Genomic DNA, 17,076 nt, shown 5'->3' on the forward strand with positions numbered 1-17,076 from the left:
CGGCACGGCGGCTTGACTTGCGGGGGTGGTGGCGCGACCAACGCGCCTCGCTTTCAAGGTTGCCGCATCCATGTCCGTCAAGGTTCGTTTCGCCCCGTCGCCCACCGGCAAGCTGCACGTCGGCAATGTCCGCACGGCCCTGATCAACTGGTTGTTCGCCCGAGCCCACGGCGGTCAGTTCGTGCTGCGCATCGACGATACCGACCTGGCGCGGTCGACCGCGGCCTTCGAGCAGGGCATCGAGGATGACCTGACCTGGCTGGGTCTGGTCTGGGACGAACGCCACAACCAGTCCAAACGCTTCGACCGGTATGAGGCCGCCGCCGACCGCCTGAAGGCCGCCGGGCGGCTGTATCCCTGTTATGAGACCGGCGACGAACTGGATCGCCGCCGCAAGGTGCAGCTGTCGCGTGGCCTGCCGCCGATCTATGACCGCGCCGCCCTGGAGCTGACCGAGGCCGAAAAGGCCGCCTATGAGGCCGAGGGGCGCAAGCCGCACTGGCGCTTCCGCCTCGAGGGCAAGCGGGTGTCGTGGGAAGACCTGGCCCGCGGCCATGCCGAGGTCGACACGGCCTCGATGTCGGATCCGGTGCTGATCCGCGAGGACGGTCTGTTCCTCTATACGCTGCCGTCCGTCGTCGACGACATCGACATGGGCATCACCCATGTGATCCGCGGTGAGGACCATGTCACCAATACCGGGGCCCAGATCGAGATCTTCGAGGCCCTGGGCGGCACCATTCCTGATTTCGGCCACACGACCCTGCTGGTCGGGGCCGACGGTCAGGCCCTGTCGAAACGGCTCGGGTCGCTGTCGATCAGCGAGATGCGTGAGCAGGGCTATGAGCCGATCGCCATCACCAGCCATCTGGGCCGGATCGGCACCTCGGATCCGCTGGAGGTCGCGGAATCGGTCGCGGCCCTGGGCGAAAGCTTCGCCTTCGCCAAGATGGGCCGGTCGCCGGCGCGCTACGACACGGCAGACTTGGACCGGCTCAATGCCCAGGCCCTGCATGCCATGCCCTATGACGTCGCGCGTGAGCGACTGGCCGCGCGCGACTGCGACCTGGGCGAGGCGTTCTGGAACCTGATGCGGCAGAATCTGCAGAAATTCGATGACGTCACGGATCTGGCGGCCCTGGTGCGCGGGCCGGTGACTCCGGTCATCGAGGACGCGGCCTTTGCCGCGTCAGCCCTGGCCGTGCTGCCGGAGACGATCGACGAATCGGCCTGGTCGGCGTGGACCACGGCGGTCAAGGACGCGACCGGGGCCAAGGGCAAGGCCCTGTTCATGCCGCTGCGACTGATCCTGACCGGTCAGGCGCACGGGCCCGACATGGCGACGCTCGTGCCGATGATCGGCCGTGAGCGGATCGTGCAGCGGCTGAAGGGCGAGGCGGCCTGAGGCCGACCCCGCCCCGCAGGCGTCAGTCAGCGTTGCAGGTCGCCAGTTCGGCGGCCGTCAGGGCCGTACCCTTGTAGGCAAAGGCCGTGACCTTGCCGAGACGGGCGACGACCCGGCGGCAGGCGCGCGTGGCCGGCTGGCTGACGCGGGCCGTCGCGGTGCAGACGGTCCCTTCGCAGCGCCAGGCGGCACTGTCGATGATGGTGGTACCGGCCGGGGCGGTGGCGGCGTCGGCCAGGGTGAGGGCGGTGGCCGCAGGCGACTGGGCCAGGGCGGGCGCGGCAGCGAACATTACCGCGGCGATGATCAGGGCACGCATGGGAGTCTCCGGATAAGGGGGGCGAAGATGCCCCGGACCGGCACTGTCCGTTTCTTATAAAAACTGTCAAGCTGCGTTTCTATAGAAAACGGACGCGTGCACCTTATCACTGATTACTTAACGGTGATCATGTTGCAAGAGCGGGGCGTGTTCGGCGTCACGAATTGCGGCGATCGCCGCCTCGACCGTGTCGCAAACGACCCAGGCATCCAGGAAGGATCGCGGGGTCATGCCCTCATCGACCGTATGCTTCATCAGGACAAACAGAGTGTCCCAGAAGCCATTGATATTCAGAAATATAACCGGCTTTGTGTGAAGGTCGAGCCGCTTCCAGGACAGCAGTTCGATGACTTCTTCCAGGGTGCCGACGCCGCCCGGAGCGACGACGAAGGCGTCGGACTGGTCATACATCAGGGTCTTGCGTTCATGCATCGAGGTGACGACGATCGTCTCGACCTCGTCATAGAGGCGCTCGCGGCTGCGCAGGAAGCCTGGCATGATCCCGACGACCCGGCCGCCGGCCTCGTGGGCCCCGCGGGCCGAGGCCCCCATCAGGCCGACGCCGCCGCCGCCGTAGACCAGTCGCCAGCCCTGGGCCGCCGTCGCCGCGCCGAAGGCCCGGGCCGCGACCGTGTAGTCAGGATGGGCCGTGTCCGAGGAGCCGCAGAACAGGCAGACGGAGAGACCGTCGAACGGGGCGATGGTGACGGGAATGGACGACATGGTTCCTCAGGATCGAAGGGGGAGACAGCCGGCACCCGGGCGCGCTATCTGGGACAACAGCCATATAGTGCCGGTGATGAGTATGAAACGTCGGATCGCATCCGGCGCCGCCGTCGGGCTGGCGCTTTTCCTGGGTCTGGCCTCCGGCTGCTCGGAACCGGCCCCGGCCGCGGCCCCGACCCCGTCAGGGCCCGCCAGCCACTGGGTCGCGCCGCCGCAGATCACCGATGTCAGCGTCACCGCCGATGGTCTGCGAGTCCGCGGCCTGGCCGAGCCCGGCCGGCGGGTCGTGCTGCGGCGCGAGACCGGGGCCGCCTATGCCGCGAGCAGCGACGCCGAAGGGCGCTTTGAAATCCGGATGGCCGCGCCGACCGACCACCTGATGCTGATTCCCGAAGCCCAGATCGGGCAGGATGCGGTGCCGGCCCCCGAGCGGCTGCTGATTCTCCGCGGCGGCAACGGGCCCATCGTCCTGCTCCGCTCGGGGCGGGCCAGCCTGCGGCTGGACGCCGCCCCGGTTCTGGGTGCGATCGACAGCGATGGCCGGGTCCTGCTGGCCTCGGGGCGAACCGGATCGACCTCCCAGGGTGTTCCCGTCGCCGTCGGCGACCGTCCGGCCATGGCGGTGACGCCGGACGAAGACGGGCGCTGGTCCGCCGTGCTCAACCGGGCCGGCGGCGGCGGGATGACCGTGCGGGTGCGCGATGCGGACTTCGCCTATCCGGGCGAGTCGCGGCCGGGACCCGGGGCCTTCTCGGTGGAGCGGGCCGGGTGGGGCTGGCGGGTGCACTGGAAGAGTGACGCCGGTGCCGCGCAATCCACCTGGTTGCCGGTCCGGGCGGATTGAGGCCGTTAGGAATGACTTAACCGAAGCAGTCGATTCAGGAGGGGTCTTCCTTCTTTGGGGACACCCACCATCACCAAACCACTTCAGCCCGGCGCGCGCGTCGGGCTTTTTTCTTGGCAATTTGCCGGGAAGGGAAGGCGAGTGGCTCCGCGGGTAGGATTCGAACCTACGACCAGCCGATTAACAGTCGGCTGCTCTACCACTGAGCTACCGCGGAACAGACGCTCGGGAAGGCGGCGGCTATAACAGCGGCCGTCGGGCCAGCGCAACCGGAAAAGACGAACGATGACAATCATCCGCATAGATGACCCGGCGGATCCCCGTATCGCGGCCTTTCGCGACATTCGCGAAAGGGACCTGACCGGACGCGAAGGCCTGTTCGTGGCCGAGGGTGAGGTGGTCCTGCGGGTCCTGGGGTCGGCGGCGTCGCGGTGCCGGCCGGTATCGGTCCTGCTGGCCGAATCGCGGCTGGAGGCCCAGCGCGGGATCCTGGCCGGCCTGCCGGACACGGTGCCCGTCCATATCGCGCCCCAGGCGGTGCTGGACGGAATCGCCGGCTTCCCCCTGCACCGGGGCATCCTGGCGCTGGGGGCAAAGCCCGGTCCGGCCGACGTCGACGCCTTTCTGGCCGCGACCGACGCCGACGCGGTGATCGTCGCGGCGAGCGAGATCGGCAATCACGACAATATGGGCGGGATCTTCCGCAATGCCGCGGCCTTCGGGGCCGCCGGGGTGATGCTGGATGACCGCTGCTGCGATCCCTTTTATCGCAAGGCCATCCGGGTCTCGGTCGGGGCGGTGCTGCGGACCCCGATGGTCACCGGCCTGACGGCGACCGCCATGGTCGATGCGCTGGACCGCCACGGCTTCGAGGTCATCGCCCTGACGCCCTCGGCCCGGGAAGACCTGTCGGTCGTGGGCCGCACGGGGCGGCGGGCGATTCTGCTGGGGCCGGAAGGGCCGGGGCTGCCGGCGGCGCTGATCGCGCGCTGCCGCGGGGCGCGAATCCCGATGTCGGGCGGGTTTGATTCGCTGAATGTGGCGACCGCGGGGGCCGTCGCCCTGTTTCACCTGAGCCGATAAGCTTTGCTGATCACTAAAGCTTCATCACGTTAACGATTCGTCCACCTTGATGATTGGGCAAAATTGTGGCGCTCTGGGCTGTCCGGGGAGAGTGCCTATGTTCAGTGGAATATTTTTCTTCATCCTTCGCAATGCGCGGGTCGCCGTGGCGATCGGCCTTGTCACCGCCGCCGTCAGCCTGGCGGGCGCGGTCGGATGGATCACCGCCCCCATCGGCTGAAAGCCGCTGAGGGAGGGCCGCAAGGCCATGCACGACCGTGGCCGCGGGCCGGGCCCGCGGGCCGTTTCGGCCGGCTGATCTTCAGAAAATCGCGATGGAGGCCTGACCGGGAATCGAACCCGGGTGCGCGGATTTGCAGTCCGCTACGTAACCACTCCGCCATCAGGCCGTCTGTCTCATTTGGGAGACGACGTATTCGCGAGGGCCGTTCGCTACCAGATCGGATTGTCGGCTGCAACGCGCGGACCTATAAGCGCGCGAGTTTTCCGGCGCAGTTCCCGCGCCGCCAGATCAGGATCAGCGACAGATGGACTTCGCCGCCGCACGCAAGGTCATGGTGGACTCCCAGGTCCGCGTGAACGACGTCACCGACCGGGTACTGCAGGCCGCCCTGCTGGCCGTGCCGCGCGAGCGGTTCTGCGCACCCGACCGGGCTTTCGCCGCCTATGCCGAAACCGAGGTCGAGATTGCCGGTTCGCGCAAGCTGATGGCGGCGCGGGAGGTGTCCAAGCTGCTGATGGCCTTGGCCCCGCGTCCGGGCGAGCGCGTCCTGGCGATCGCCGCCCCCTATGCCGCGGCCGTGCTGGCGGAGATGGGCCTGGAGGTCGTGGCCCAGGAAGGCGATGCCGCCGTGTTCGAGGTGACCGGGGCCGTCCTGGCCGAGGCCGGGGTCGAGACGGTCGTGGCCCCGCTGACCGTCCCGCACGGCGAGGGCTATGACCTGATCGTCAGCGAGGCGGCCACGCCGGTCCGGCCGACGGCCTGGATCGCGGCCCTGACGCCCGGCGGACGCCTGGCGGTCGTCGAGCGCACGGGTCCGGCCGGCAAGGCGGTGCTGTATGTCCAGGGTCGCGACGGTCTGTCACGGCGGGAATTGTTTGATGCGGCCCCGCCGGTGCTGGCGGAACTGGCACCAGCCCCCACATTCAGCCTGTAGAGAGTCCTCATCGGCGGTCGGCCGGATCGCGAGGGTGAAAAAAACTTAACTGGCGTATGGCGTGGTGATCTCGCACTTACGCCAACGAACACAGGACGGGCCATTTCGGGGGCCGTCAGGCAGGAACGGCTCATGTTTACACGCTCGCGCGCACTCGCATCGGTGGCCATGGCCACGCTGGTCGCCGGATTCGCGGCACCGGCCTGGGCGGAGACGCTGCAGGAGGCCCTGGCCCTGGCCTATCGCACCAACCCCACCCTGCTGGCCCAGCGGGCCAGCCAGCGGTCGCTGGACGAGACCATTGTCCAGGCCCGCGCCGGGTTGCGGCCGCAGGTCGATCTCAGCGTCGGGGCCAATTACAGCTTCACCGAGACCCGCGGAGCAGGAAATACCGACTCAGCGACCGGTAACGCCAGCGTCGGCCTGTCGCAGACCGTCTACAGCGGCGGCCGGCTCGGCCACGGCATCACCGCGGCCGAGGCCAATATCCTGGCCGGCCGCGAGAACCTGCGCGACGTTGAGCAGCAGGTGCTGACCTCGGTGATCCAGGCCTATGCCGATGTGCTGCGCGACATGGAAATCCTGCGCGTCCGCCAGGACAACATCACGGTGCTGCAGCGCCAGCTGGATGAGTCGAGCGCCCGCTTCGAGGTCGGCGAGATTACCCGCACGGACGTGGCCCAGTCCGAGGCCCGCCTGGCCCAGTCCGACGCCGACCTGGCCAATGCCCGGGCCCAGCTGTCGGTGTCCCGCGCCGCCTATGCCGCCGTGGTCGGTCAGGCCCCGTCGGACCTGTCGGCCCTGCCGGAGCTGCCGGGGGTCCCGACCGACTTCGACGTCGCCCTGGATGTCGCCCTGGCCGAGAACCCGGGTGTCCGGGCCGCCGACTATGCGCTGCAGGCCGCCGAGGCCCGCGTCGCGGCCGCCCGCGCCGAATATCTGCCGTCGGCCCGGCTGACGGCGTCCTACGGCGGGACGTCCAATGACCTGCATGGCTTCGATCTAGGCGAGAACACCAGCTTCCGGGCCGGGGCCACGGTCTCGGTGCCGCTGTTCACCGGCGGCCTGAACCGCTCGCGCGTGTCGCAGGCGCTGGAACAGGCCAATGTCGCCCAGATCAACGGCGAGGGCCGTCGTCGCCAGGTCCTGCAGTCGGTCAGCAACGCCTATGCCCAGGTGATCTCGGCCCGCGCCGCCCTGCAGGCGGGCCAGGAAGCCGTGCGCGCCGCCTCGGTCGCCGCGGAAGGGGTTCGCCAGGAGGCCCAGGTCGGACTGCGCACCACCCTGGATGTGCTGAACCAGGAGCTGGAACTGCGCAGCGCCCAGGTGGCCCTGGCCAGCGCCCGCCGCAACGAATACGTCGCCCAGGCCCTGCTGCTGGCCTCGATGGGCCGGCTGGAAGGCCAGGACCTCGATCCGTCCATCGACGTCTATGACGCCCGCGCCAACTACAACCGGGTTCGCAACAACGGGGCCCTGCCGTGGGACGGCGTGATCGAGGCCTTCGACCGAATCGCCGCCCCGCCCGTGGTCCCGGCCAATGACGCCGAAGACGCCCCGATCGATCAGCAACTGAAGTCGGAAATCGTCCGCACCGCGCCGGGTCAGTGACCACGGCACCGGGACGACGCCGGTCGGGGGACCGTTCCGCGCCCGGAGCCGCAATATAGCCTGATAGGCGAAAAACGGGCGTTGATTCCGCCGGGCGTAGATGCGACGACAAGGCTCAAGGGATGGTGCAGTCGCCCCCGTCTCCCCAATGTCCGTCGGCCGCGTTCGTGTTGCGCCGCCAGGTTTCGTTCAAGGGTACATCATGACCGACCAGACCGCCCAGGAACCGACGATGGAGGAAATCCTGGCGTCGATCCGCCGGATCATCTCCGAAGATGACGCGCCCGCGGAAACCGCCCCGGCCGCCGCGGCGGAACCGGAAGAGGTGTCGGAGCCCGAGCCCGAACCGGTCGAGGCCGTCGCCCCCGAGCCCGAGCCCGAGCCGGCCGAAGAGCCGGTCGCCGAGGATGATGACGTCCTGGAACTGACCGAGCCCTACCAGGCCCCGGCCGCCGAGGTGATCGGCGATCTGGATGTGGCCGAGCCTGACGCCTTTCCGGCCGCGGACGTCACCGTCGACGCCGAGCCGGAACCGGAGCCGGAACCCCGGCCCGAGCCGGTCGCGGCCGCCGCACCGGCCTACAATCGAATCGTCGGCGACAGTGCCGCCGCCAGCGCCGCCTCGGCCTTCGCCGGCCTGGCGGCCGCGATGCGCCCCGCCGACTCCGCCGAGCCCGGCCTGGGCAGCGGCCTGACCATCGACGACCTGGCCCGGGCCCTTCTGCGCCCGATGCTGAAGGAATGGCTGGACGCCCATCTGCCGGGCATCGTCGAGACCGAGGTCCGCAAGGAAGTCGAGCGCATCGCCCGCACCGCCGGCTAGCCCTTCGCGTCCACTGCGACTAGATCACAAGGGGCGGCTCCGGTGGGGCCGCCCCTTCCTTTTTGCCGAAACGAAATTCCGTCATGCTCGACAAGACCTTCGATCCCGCCGCCGCCGAACCCCGCCTGTACGAGGCCTGGGAGCAGAGCGGTCTGTTCGCGCCGCGCGCCGCGACGGCGACCGACGGGGCGGCCGACGCCTATTCGATCGTGATCCCGCCGCCGAACGTCACCGGCTCGCTGCACGTCGGCCACGCGCTGAACAACACCCTGCAGGACATCCTGGCCCGCTATCACCGGATGAAGGGCAAGGCCGTGCTGTGGCTACCGGGAACGGACCACGCCGGCATCGCCACCCAGATGGTGGTCGAGCGCCAGCTGGCGGCCGCCGGCAATGTCAGTCGCCGCGACATGGGCCGCGAGGCCTTTGTCGAGAAGATCTGGGAATGGAAGGCCGAGAGCGGCGGGGCCATCGTCCAGCAGCTGCGCCGGCTGGGCGCGTCCTGCGACTGGAGCCGTGAGCGCTTCACCCTCGACGAGGGGCTGAACGCCGCCGTGCGCAAGGTGTTCGTGCAGCTGCACAAGGAAGGCCTGATCTATCGCGACAAGCGACTGGTCAACTGGGACCCGCATTTCCAGACGGCGATCAGCGACCTCGAGGTCGAGCAGCGCGAGATGGAGGGATCCTACTGGCATTTCGCCTATCCGCTGGCCGACGGCGTCACCTATCAGCATCCGGTCGCCTTCGATGACGACGGCAAGCCCACGGAGTTCGAGACCCGCGACCATATCGTCGTCGCCACCACCCGGCCCGAGACCATGCTGGGCGACACCGGCGTGGCGGTGCACCCGGACGACGAGCGTTACGCGGGTCTGGTCGGGAAATTCGTGACCCTGCCCATCGTCGGCCGGCGCATTCCGATCGTCGCCGATGCCTATGCCGATCCGGCCAAGGGCTCGGGCGCGGTCAAGATCACCCCGGCGCACGATTTCAACGACTTCCAGGTCGGCAAGCGGGCCGGGCTGGCGGCGCTGAACATCATGGACGCCTATGGCCGCATCACCGCCGCCGACACGCCCGACGTGCCCGCCGACTATGACGGCATGGACCGGTTCGCGGCGCGCAAGGCCATCGTGGCCCGGGCCGAGGCCGAGGGCTGGCTCAAGGACATCGAGAAGACCCGCCACGTGATTCCGCACGGCGACCGCTCCGGCGTGGTCATCGAGCCGTGGCTGACGGACCAGTGGTACGTCGACGCCCACACCCTGGCCCAGCCGGCCATCAAGGCGGTGGAGCAGGGCGACACGGCGTTCGAGCCGAAGAGCTACGAGAAGATCTATTTCGAATGGCTGCGCAATATCGAGCCCTGGTGCATCTCGCGCCAGCTGTGGTGGGGCCACCGCATCCCCGCCTGGTACGGACCGGACGGGACCATCTTCGTCGAGGAAACCGAGGACGACGCCCGGGCCGCCGCCCGCCACCATTATGACGCCGAGACCGCCCTGGTCCAGGACGAGGACGTGCTCGACACCTGGTTCAGCTCGGCCCTGTGGCCGTTCTCGACCATGGGCTGGCCGGACCGGACCGAGGATCTGCAGCGCTTCTATCCGACGAGCGATCTGGTCACGGCTGCGGACATCATCTTCTTCTGGGTCGCCCGGATGATGATGATGGGTCTTCACTTCATGGATGAAGTGCCGTTCAAGCGGGTGATCATCAATGGCCTCGTCCGTGACGAGAAGGGCCAGAAGATGAGCAAGTCCAAGGGCAATGTCATCGACCCCCTGGTCATCATCGACGAGCTGGGGGCCGACCCCCTGCGCTTCACCATGGCCATATTGTCGGGCACACGCGACATCAAGCTCAGCCGGCAGCGGATTGAAGGTTATCGTAATTTCGGCACCAAGCTGTGGAACGCCGCCCGCTTCAGCCAGATGAACGAGGCGCGCCGGGTCGCGGACTTCGACCCGGCCACGGTCGAGCAGACCATCAACCGCTGGATCCGTGGCGAACTGCTGAAGACCGAGCGGGCCGTGGCCGAGGCGATCGAGGGCGGACGGTTCGACGACGCCGCCAGCGCCCTGTACCGCTTCGTCTGGAACGTGTTCTGCGACTGGTACCTGGAACTGGCCAAGCCGGTGTTCATGGGAACTGATGAGGCCGCCAAGGCCGAGACCCGGGCGATGACGGCCTGGACCCTGGACCAGACCCTGAAGCTGCTGCACCCGGTCATGCCCTTCATCACCGAGGAACTCTGGGCCGAGCTGGGCCGGGAGGGTCCGGCGCGCGACGGCCTGCTGGCCGGGTCGACATGGCCCGCGCTGCCGGACGCCTTCGTCGACGCCGGGGCCGAGGCCGAGATCGGCTGGCTGGTCGACCTGGTCACCGAGGTGCGCCAGCTGCGGGCCGAGATGAATGTGCCGCCGGGGGCCAAGCCGCCGCTGACCTTCGTGCGGCCGTCGCCCGAGACGGCCGCCCTGATCGAGCGTCACCGCGACCTGATCCTGACCCTGGCACGGGTGTCGAGCGTCGACACGGCCGAGTCTGCCCCGGCCGGGGCGGTCAGCTTCGTCTCGAACGGCGAAGGCGTGGCCCTGTCCCTGACCGGGCTGATCGATCTGGCCGCCGAGCGCGCCCGCCTGACCAAGGAGATTGCCGCCTTCGACAGCGACATCGCCCATTTCAACAAGAAGCTCGGCAATCCCAATTTCGTGGCCAAGGCCGCGGCGGCGGTGATCGAGGAGCAGCGCGCCAAACTGGCCGAGGCCGAGGAGGGCCGGACCCGGCTGGGGGCGGCCCTGGCCCGTCTGGACGACCTGGGATGAAACGGGTCCGGCTGGACCAGCTGCTGGTCGCCCGGGGTCTGACCGACAGCCGGGCCAAGGCCCGCGCCGCGATCGAGGCGGGCGGGGTGACCGTCAACGGCGTGCCGGCGCGGATTGTGGCCCAGTCGATTCCCGACGACGCCGTCCTGACCGTGGTCGACGCCCATCGCTGGGTCGGGCGCGGCGGTCTGAAGCTGGACCACGCCCTGGGCCTGTGGCCGGTACCGGTGCAGGGCCGGGTGGTGCTGGACATCGGGGCCTCGACCGGGGGTTTCACCGAGGTCTGCCTGGCGCGCGGCGCGGACCGGATCTATGCGGTCGACGTCGGCTCGGAGCAGATGCATCCCCGCGTCGCCGCGGCCGAGCGGGTGATCAATCTGGAGAAGACCGACGCCCGCACCCTGACGCCGGAATTGATTCCCGAAGCCCCGGCGCTGATCGTGTGCGACGCCAGCTTCATCGGCCTGGCCAAGGTCCTGCCCGCCGCCCTGGACCTGGCGGAGGCCGGGGCCGATCTGGTCACCCTGGTCAAGCCGCAGTTCGAAGCCGAGGGACCCGGTGGCGGTGGCAAGAAGGGGGTGATCAAGGACCCGGAGGCCCATCGCCGGGCCGTGGACTCGGTCAGCGCCTGGCTGGAAGGCGAGGGCTGGAGCGTGCGCGAGACCACGGAGAGTCCGATCACCGGCAGCGACGGCAATATCGAATTCCTGTTGTGGGCCCAGAAGCGCTAGCCCGGACGTAGGAGAGCCGCCGGCGGATTGCTCCACCGGCGGCTCCCGTCACGTCGTCGATCGACAGGGGGGCTGAAAATTAATCGACGACGCGATAGCGGCCGTACTGGTCCGGGCAGGTGCGGACGTAGCGCACCTCCTGCCGGCCGTCGGGCAGACGGATGCGGCTCTCGGCGAGACGGCATTCGTCGGTGTTCTGATAGCGGGTGTCGCGCACCGGCTGGCCATAGCCGTCATAGCGACGGTCATCGGCGCGACGGTCGTCATAGCGGCGGGTGTCGTAGCCGTACGACTCGCGCCCCGGGCTACGGGTGTCATAGCCGTAGCCGTTAGTGCCGTAACCATTGGAGCCGTAGCCCTGGGAACCGTAGCCGTTGGCACCGTAACCGGTCGAACCGTAGCCGGACGTCGCGCCGTAACCGTTGCGGCTGTAGGTGCTGTCGCAGCCCTGGCCTGAACTGCCGCCAACGCTGGCACCGACCACGGCACCCAGCACGCCACCCAGGATACTGCCCTCGGTGCGCCGCCCGCGGGCGGCGATCTGCGAGCCGGCGATGGCCCCCACGGTCGCCCCGACCAGGCCACCGGCGGTCTGGCGACCCTGGACACACGGGTCGCCATAGCCGGACGAACCGGCGCGGTTGTAATCATAGCTCCGGGTCTGGCCCGGATAGCCGTAGGACTGGGCCGAGGCGGCGGCCGGGACCATCAACATGCCGGCGGCGGCGAGCGCGGCGGCGGCGGCGGAGCGGCGGGTGAAGCGGTCAAACATCGGGGTGATCCTGTTTCCCTGTGGCAAACCTGGAAGCCGAACCGTTCGGACCCCTGTCTGTTGCCCCGACAGTTAGCGGCGCGAAGCTGAACGGCCTTTGAGCAAGCCGTTCATCTTCGTTCATGTTTCGCGCCGGGACCCAGTCGGGCTAGAAGGCGGCCATGACCGAGACCGCCCCCCAGACCCTGCTGAAAATCGACCGCCTGGGCGGCCAGGGCGACGGCATCGCCGACACGCCGGCCGGGCCGGTGTTCGTCCCGCTGACCTTGCCGGGCGAAACCGTGCGGGCCAGCGTGCGCGACGGGCGGGCCGGGGACGTCGAGATCGTTGAAGCCAGTCCAGACCGCATCGCACCGGTCTCGCCCCACTATGGGGATTGTGGCGGCTGTTCGCTGCAGCACTGGGCCGCCGCGCCCTACCTGGACTGGAAGCGTGACCAGGTGCGGCTGGCGCTCGCACGCGAGGGGATCGAGACCGAGATCGAGCCGACCGTGGCGGTCCCGGCCGGCACGCGGCGGCGGCTGGCCCTGCATGCGCGTCGCGGACCGGACGGCCGGGTGATTCTGGGCTTCAAGGCGCGCAAGTCGTGGCGACTGGTCGAGGTGACCGCCTGTCCGGTGGCCGATCCGCGGCTGGTGGCGGCCTTTCCGGCCCTGACCCGGGTGGCCGAGGCCTTTCTCGAGCATCCGAAATCGGCCCCGACCCTGCATGTGACCCTGACCCTGACCGGACTGGACGTCGATGTGACCGGGGTTGAGCGCAAGTCCGGCGGCCTGTCGCGCGACCGGCAGATGCAGGCGATCCGCGCCGCCAATGTCGCCGACCTGGCCCGGTTGAGTCTGGCGGGCGAGACCCTGGCGATGATGCGGCAGCCGACGGTGATGTTCGGTCCGGCCACGGTGCCGCTGCCGCCGGGCGGATTCCTGCAGGCGGTGCCCGAGGCCGAGGCGGCGATGACCGCGCGGGCCGTGGCGGCGGTCCAGGGGGCGAAGAAGATCGCCGACCTGTTCTGCGGTTCGGGGGCGTTCACCTTCCCGCTGGCCACCGTGGCCCCGGTGCTGGCGGCCGATTCCTCGGCGGCCGGGATCGCGGCCCTGAAGGGCGGCTTCAGCTCGGCCACCGGGCTGAGCCCGATCACCGCCGAGGCCCGCGATCTTTTCCGCCGCCCGCTGACGCCGTATGATCTGAAGGGTTGCGACGCCATCGTCCTTGACCCGCCGCGCGCCGGGGCCATCGACCAGACGCTGCAGATCGTCGACACCAAGGCCTCCGTGGTGGTCGGTGTGTCGTGCAATCCGCAGAGTTTCGCTCGTGATGCCCGCGTGTTGATCGACGCCGGTTTCGTGCTGGAACGGGTCACCCCGATCGACCAGTTCCTGTGGTCGACGCATGTCGAGCTGGTTGGAGTGTTCCGGCGATGACGATGAACGACAACCTGCCTGACGAGGACGGCGGTGGATTCGACGCCGACGACTGGAATCGTCTGGTCCCCTTTAATGGGGCCGTGGCGACGCTGGACGATGTGCAGGCGCGCCGGGCGGTCTTCGCCCTCAGCGACACCGACGATCCGCGGACGATCGCGATGGACCTGCCGCAGCCGGTGATCTGGTGGGATGACGACGGCGAACAGGCGGCCGTGGCGGTCCAGGCCGAGACCCATATCGGACCGGACGGCGAGTCGATGGAGGTGCTGGGCCTGATCCTGCCGGACGGCGGCGGGGCCGTGGCCCTGCTGGAGGATGTCGATCTGGTCGACGACACCGACCCGGTCTGGCGCGATCTGGTCACCCGGGCGATCGATCCGTCGGCGGCGAACGACTAGCTGCCCGGCCCCCATCCGTCTCGCTGCGCGAGCCACCTTCCCCCGCAAGGGGGGGAAGGGAGGTCGAACAGGTCGAGTTGTTTCTTCATGTCGGCCGGCACCCGGAATTGCGTCACGTCGAGGGGCGGGCGAATCCCGTCGAGGCCGTAGCGTTTCACCGCCGCCTTGAAGCGGGCGGCGATCAGGTCGGCGACCGGGCCGGTGCCCTTCATGCGTTGCGACCAGTCGGCGTCATAGTCCTTGCCGCCGCGGGTCTGGCGGATCAGCGACATGACGCGGGCGGCGCGGGCCGGGCGCGCCTCGGCCAGCCACTCCTGGAACAGGGTCTTGATCTCGAGCGGCAGGCGCAGGGTCACATACATGGCCGAGGTCGCGCCGGCCTGGGCGGCGGCCTCGAGCACCGATTCCAGTTCATGGTCGTTGAGGCCGGGGATGACCGGGGCGAAGCCGACCCCGACGGGCACGCCGGCGTCGGCCAGCCGGCGGATCGCCTCCAGCCGCCGCGCCGGGGTCGAGGCGCGCGGCTCCATGGTCCGGGCCAGGGCGCGGTCGAGGGTGGTGATCGAGACCATGGCCTGGGTCAGACCCGCCCGCCCCATCGGGCCGAGGATGTCGACGTCGCGGGCGATCAGCACCGATTTGGTGATGATGCTGAACGGCTGGTTGAAGCGTTGCAGAACCTTGAGCAGGTCCCGGGTGACGGTCAGATCGCGCTCGACCGGCTGGTAGGGGTCGGTGTTGCCGCCCAGGTGGATGCGTCGGCACCGGTATCGGGGGGCGGCGAGTTCCTGTTCCAGCAGACGCGCGCCTTCGGGCTTGAAGAAGAGGCGGCTCTCGAAATCCAGGCCCGGGGATAGGCCCATGAAGGCATGGGACGGACGGGCGTAGCAGTAGATACAGCCATGTTCGCAACCTTTGTACGGGTTGATGGAACGGTCGAAACCGATGTCCGGACTGGTGTTTTTGGTGATGATGGTGCGGGCGTGTTCCGGCGTCAGGGTGGTGCGCAGCGGGGCGGGAGTCTGATCCGCATCGGTCCAGCCGTCATCCACGGCCTCATGGACCACGGGTTCGAACCGGCCACTGGCGTTGGTGCAGGCACCGCGCCCTTTCCTTGCGACTGGAGCCATGGCCGTCTGTAATCCGACAACGGGAACAAAGCAAGAACAGTTTCGGCCGAACAAAGCCCGCAGCCGGTCGGATGCGGGCCGGGACGATGGTGCGGATGAGAGGACTCGAACCTCCACGCCTCGCGGCGCTGGAACCTAAATCCAGTGCGTCTACCAGTTCCGCCACATCCGCAAAGGTCCGACGCGGTCCTAGGTCGCGGGACGGCTGCGTGCAAGGCCCCGCGGGGCGGCTTACGCCGGCGTCAACTTTCAGACGCCGGAAAAACGCATCAAATCCACAGGTTTCAGGGTGGTCAACCTTGCCGCCATGTGGATAGTTGCGGCGCAAGAGGGATGAGGGGAAATCCATGGCTAACAGTGCAAGCCCGATGCAGGGCTTCTACGACGGCGTGACCAACGTCAGCGACTTCATCTGGGGCGGCACCTGGCACGGGGAGCAGGTGCTGCTGTTCCCGCCGATGGTCGTCGTCCTGCTCGGCGTCGGCATCTGGATCATGATCGGCCTGCGCTTCTACCCGATCACCCATCTGGGTCAGGCCTTCGCCGGTCTGTTCGCGCGCAGCAAGGACAAGGAGAAGGGCGAGATCTCGCCGTTCGCCGCCCTGTCGACCGCCCTGTCGGGCCAGGTCGGCACCGGCAACCTGGCCGGCGTGGCCACGGCCATCACCCTCGGCGGCCCCGGAGCCCTGTTCTGGATGTGGGTGACCGCCCTGATCGGCATGTCGCTGGCCTTCGCCGAGGGCTCGCTGGCCATCCGCTTCCGCGAGAAGGGCCCGGACGGCCATTTCCGCGGCGGCCCGATGAACTACATCCGCAACGGCCTCGGCAGGAAATGGGGCTGGCTGGCGGTTATCTTCTGTATCGGCCTGCTGTTCTCGTCGATCGCCACCGGCAACATGATCCAGGCCAACTCCTTCGCTGACTCGTTCAGCGGACTGACCGGCATTCCGGAATGGGGTTCGGGCATTATCGTCGCGGTGGCCGTGTTTGCCGTCATCATCGGCGGCATCAAGTCGATCGGCGCCATCGCCGAGAAGATCGTGCCGGTCATGGCTCTGGTCTATCTGGTGATGGCCGTCATCGCCCTGGCGATGAATTTCAGCGCCATTCCGGGAGCCTTCCTGACCATCTTCGAAAGTGCCTTCACCGGCCACGCCGCGGCCGGCGGGTTCGTGGGCGCGGGTATGATCCTGGCGATCCGCTCGGGCGTAGCGCGCGGCCTGTTCTCGAACGAGGCCGGTCAGGGCTCGACCCCCATCGCCCATGCCGTGGCCCAGACCGACGACCCGGCCAAACAGGGCCGGTTCGCCATGATGGGGACCTTCATCGACACCATCATCATCTGCACGGCCACCGGCCTGGTCATGCTGGCGGTTCAGGGCGCGTTCCCGCACACTGTCGACGGCATCACCGTGATGCAGAACACGGTGTGGACCTCGGACCTGCGCGGCTTTGCGATGACCGAGGCCGCCTATGCGACGGCCTTCCCCTTCGTGGTGTTCGGCACGGTGACGCTGGGCGGTCTGATCGCCTCGATCGCCCTGATCCTGTTCGTGTTCACGACCCTGATCACCTGGGGCTACTACGGCGAACGGGCCGCGACCTACCTGTTCGGCATGAAGCTGGCCATTCCGTTCCGTCTGTTCTGGGTGGTGATGATCTTCATCGGCTCGTTCCAGGAGATCGAACTGGTCTGGCGGCTCGGGGACATCGCCAATGCCGCGATGGCCCTGCCCAACCTGATCGCCCTGGCCCTGCTGTCCGGCGTCGTCTTCGCCCTGGCCAAGGGGAACAAGACCGCCGGCAAGGATCACGACTAACACGCCGC

Annotated in this window: 16 protein-coding genes and 3 tRNA genes; 12 read left to right on the forward strand and 7 right to left on the reverse strand. The window is 68.5% G+C overall.

The genetic code is table 11. From position 1 onward, the window contains the following. Positions 1-70: 70 nt before the first annotated feature. A complete protein-coding gene (gene gltX / locus AACZ75_RS07435) occupies positions 71-1,405 on the forward strand; it encodes a glutamate--tRNA ligase (protein ID WP_339872162.1) in 1,335 nt (444 codons plus the stop codon). A 22-nt stretch (positions 1,406-1,427) separates the two neighbouring features. Here the strand turns inward: gltX and AACZ75_RS07440 are convergent, their stop codons facing one another. Together AACZ75_RS07440 and AACZ75_RS07445 are read right to left on the reverse strand one after the other, a co-directional pair. Beyond that, the gene (locus tag AACZ75_RS07440; protein WP_339872163.1) at positions 1,428-1,724 is read right to left on the reverse strand and encodes a hypothetical protein; all 297 of its coding nucleotides are present in this window, start codon (positions 1,722-1,724) and stop codon (positions 1,428-1,430) included. 117 nt (positions 1,725-1,841) lie between these two features. Beyond that, positions 1,842-2,447 (reverse strand): TIGR00730 family Rossman fold protein, encoded by a 606-nt coding sequence (locus tag AACZ75_RS07445; protein WP_339872164.1) that lies wholly within the window; start codon positions 2,445-2,447, stop codon positions 1,842-1,844. Positions 2,448-2,529: 82 nt separating this feature from the next. Here AACZ75_RS07445 and AACZ75_RS07450 point away from each other — a divergent pair, with 82 nt between their 5' ends. After that, positions 2,530-3,294, forward strand: coding sequence for a hypothetical protein (locus AACZ75_RS07450; RefSeq protein ID WP_339872165.1), 765 nt, complete (start codon positions 2,530-2,532; stop codon positions 3,292-3,294). Between the two features lie 142 nt (positions 3,295-3,436). Here AACZ75_RS07450 and AACZ75_RS07455 read toward each other — a convergent pair. Beyond that, positions 3,437-3,511: transfer RNA gene (locus AACZ75_RS07455), tRNA-Asn, on the reverse strand. A gap of 68 nt (positions 3,512-3,579) precedes the next feature. Here AACZ75_RS07455 and AACZ75_RS07460 point away from each other — a divergent pair. Beyond that, the gene (locus AACZ75_RS07460; RefSeq protein ID WP_339872166.1) at positions 3,580-4,377 is read left to right on the forward strand and encodes an RNA methyltransferase; all 798 of its coding nucleotides are present in this window, start codon (positions 3,580-3,582) and stop codon (positions 4,375-4,377) included. 97 nt (positions 4,378-4,474) lie between these two features. Beyond that, positions 4,475-4,597 carry a hypothetical protein gene (locus AACZ75_RS07465; protein ID WP_339872167.1) on the forward strand — a complete coding sequence of 41 codons (123 nt, stop codon included), beginning with the start codon at positions 4,475-4,477 and terminating at the stop codon, positions 4,595-4,597. Between the two features lie 95 nt (positions 4,598-4,692). Here the strand turns inward: AACZ75_RS07465 and AACZ75_RS07470 are convergent. Next, positions 4,693-4,766, reverse strand: a tRNA-Cys gene (locus AACZ75_RS07470). 138 nt (positions 4,767-4,904) lie between these two features. Between AACZ75_RS07470 and AACZ75_RS07475 the strand changes: the two genes are divergently transcribed. The 5 genes from AACZ75_RS07475 to AACZ75_RS07495 all read left to right on the forward strand — a co-directional run bounded on the left by AACZ75_RS07475 (position 4,905) and on the right by AACZ75_RS07495 (position 11,524). After that, positions 4,905-5,534: a protein-L-isoaspartate O-methyltransferase gene (locus tag AACZ75_RS07475; protein ID WP_339872168.1), complete on the forward strand. Its 630-nt coding sequence runs from the start codon at positions 4,905-4,907 to the stop codon at positions 5,532-5,534. A 132-nt stretch (positions 5,535-5,666) separates the two neighbouring features. Continuing rightward, positions 5,667-7,145 carry a TolC family outer membrane protein gene (locus tag AACZ75_RS07480; RefSeq protein ID WP_339872170.1) on the forward strand — a complete coding sequence of 493 codons (1,479 nt, stop codon included), beginning with the start codon at positions 5,667-5,669 and terminating at the stop codon, positions 7,143-7,145. A 202-nt stretch (positions 7,146-7,347) separates the two neighbouring features. Then, on the forward strand, positions 7,348-7,968 hold the full coding sequence (locus AACZ75_RS07485) for a DUF2497 domain-containing protein (protein ID WP_339872171.1): 621 nt from the start codon (positions 7,348-7,350) through the stop codon (positions 7,966-7,968). Between the two features lie 83 nt (positions 7,969-8,051). Beyond that, positions 8,052-10,793 (forward strand): valine--tRNA ligase, encoded by a 2,742-nt coding sequence (locus AACZ75_RS07490; RefSeq protein ID WP_339872172.1) that lies wholly within the window; start codon positions 8,052-8,054, stop codon positions 10,791-10,793. Further along, positions 10,790-11,524, forward strand: a complete 735-nt coding sequence (locus AACZ75_RS07495; RefSeq protein ID WP_339872173.1) for a TlyA family RNA methyltransferase — start codon at positions 10,790-10,792, stop codon at positions 11,522-11,524. Before AACZ75_RS07490 ends, AACZ75_RS07495 begins: the two co-directional genes overlap by 4 nt. A 79-nt stretch (positions 11,525-11,603) precedes the next feature. Here the strand turns inward: AACZ75_RS07495 and AACZ75_RS07500 are convergent, their stop codons facing one another. Further along, positions 11,604-12,296: a glycine zipper 2TM domain-containing protein gene (locus AACZ75_RS07500; RefSeq protein ID WP_339872174.1), complete on the reverse strand. Its 693-nt coding sequence runs from the start codon at positions 12,294-12,296 to the stop codon at positions 11,604-11,606. A 161-nt stretch (positions 12,297-12,457) separates the two neighbouring features. On the opposite strand from AACZ75_RS07500, the gene AACZ75_RS07505 reads away from it, so the two are divergent. Both AACZ75_RS07505 and AACZ75_RS07510 read left to right on the forward strand, forming a co-directional pair. Next, positions 12,458-13,717 (forward strand): class I SAM-dependent RNA methyltransferase, encoded by a 1,260-nt coding sequence (locus AACZ75_RS07505; protein ID WP_339872175.1) that lies wholly within the window; start codon positions 12,458-12,460, stop codon positions 13,715-13,717. Continuing rightward, positions 13,714-14,118: a hypothetical protein gene (locus AACZ75_RS07510; protein WP_339872176.1), complete on the forward strand. Its 405-nt coding sequence runs from the start codon at positions 13,714-13,716 to the stop codon at positions 14,116-14,118. The genes AACZ75_RS07505 and AACZ75_RS07510 overlap by 4 nt, the downstream gene beginning before the upstream one ends. Here AACZ75_RS07510 and AACZ75_RS07515 read toward each other — a convergent pair. After that, positions 14,115-15,248, reverse strand: a complete 1,134-nt coding sequence (locus tag AACZ75_RS07515; RefSeq protein WP_339872177.1) for a PA0069 family radical SAM protein — start codon at positions 15,246-15,248, stop codon at positions 14,115-14,117. The two genes, AACZ75_RS07510 and AACZ75_RS07515, sit on opposite strands and share 4 nt — an antisense overlap. Before the next feature lie 87 nt (positions 15,249-15,335). Continuing rightward, positions 15,336-15,420, reverse strand: a tRNA-Leu gene (locus AACZ75_RS07520). A gap of 175 nt (positions 15,421-15,595) precedes the next feature. Between AACZ75_RS07520 and AACZ75_RS07525 the strand changes: the two genes are divergently transcribed. Continuing rightward, on the forward strand, positions 15,596-17,068 hold the full coding sequence (locus AACZ75_RS07525) for an alanine/glycine:cation symporter family protein (RefSeq protein ID WP_339872178.1): 1,473 nt from the start codon (positions 15,596-15,598) through the stop codon (positions 17,066-17,068). Positions 17,069-17,076 lie beyond the last annotated feature (8 nt).

Source organism: uncultured Brevundimonas sp. (genome assembly GCF_963975535.1).
In the GTDB taxonomy this organism is placed as follows: domain Bacteria; phylum Pseudomonadota; class Alphaproteobacteria; order Caulobacterales; family Caulobacteraceae; genus Brevundimonas.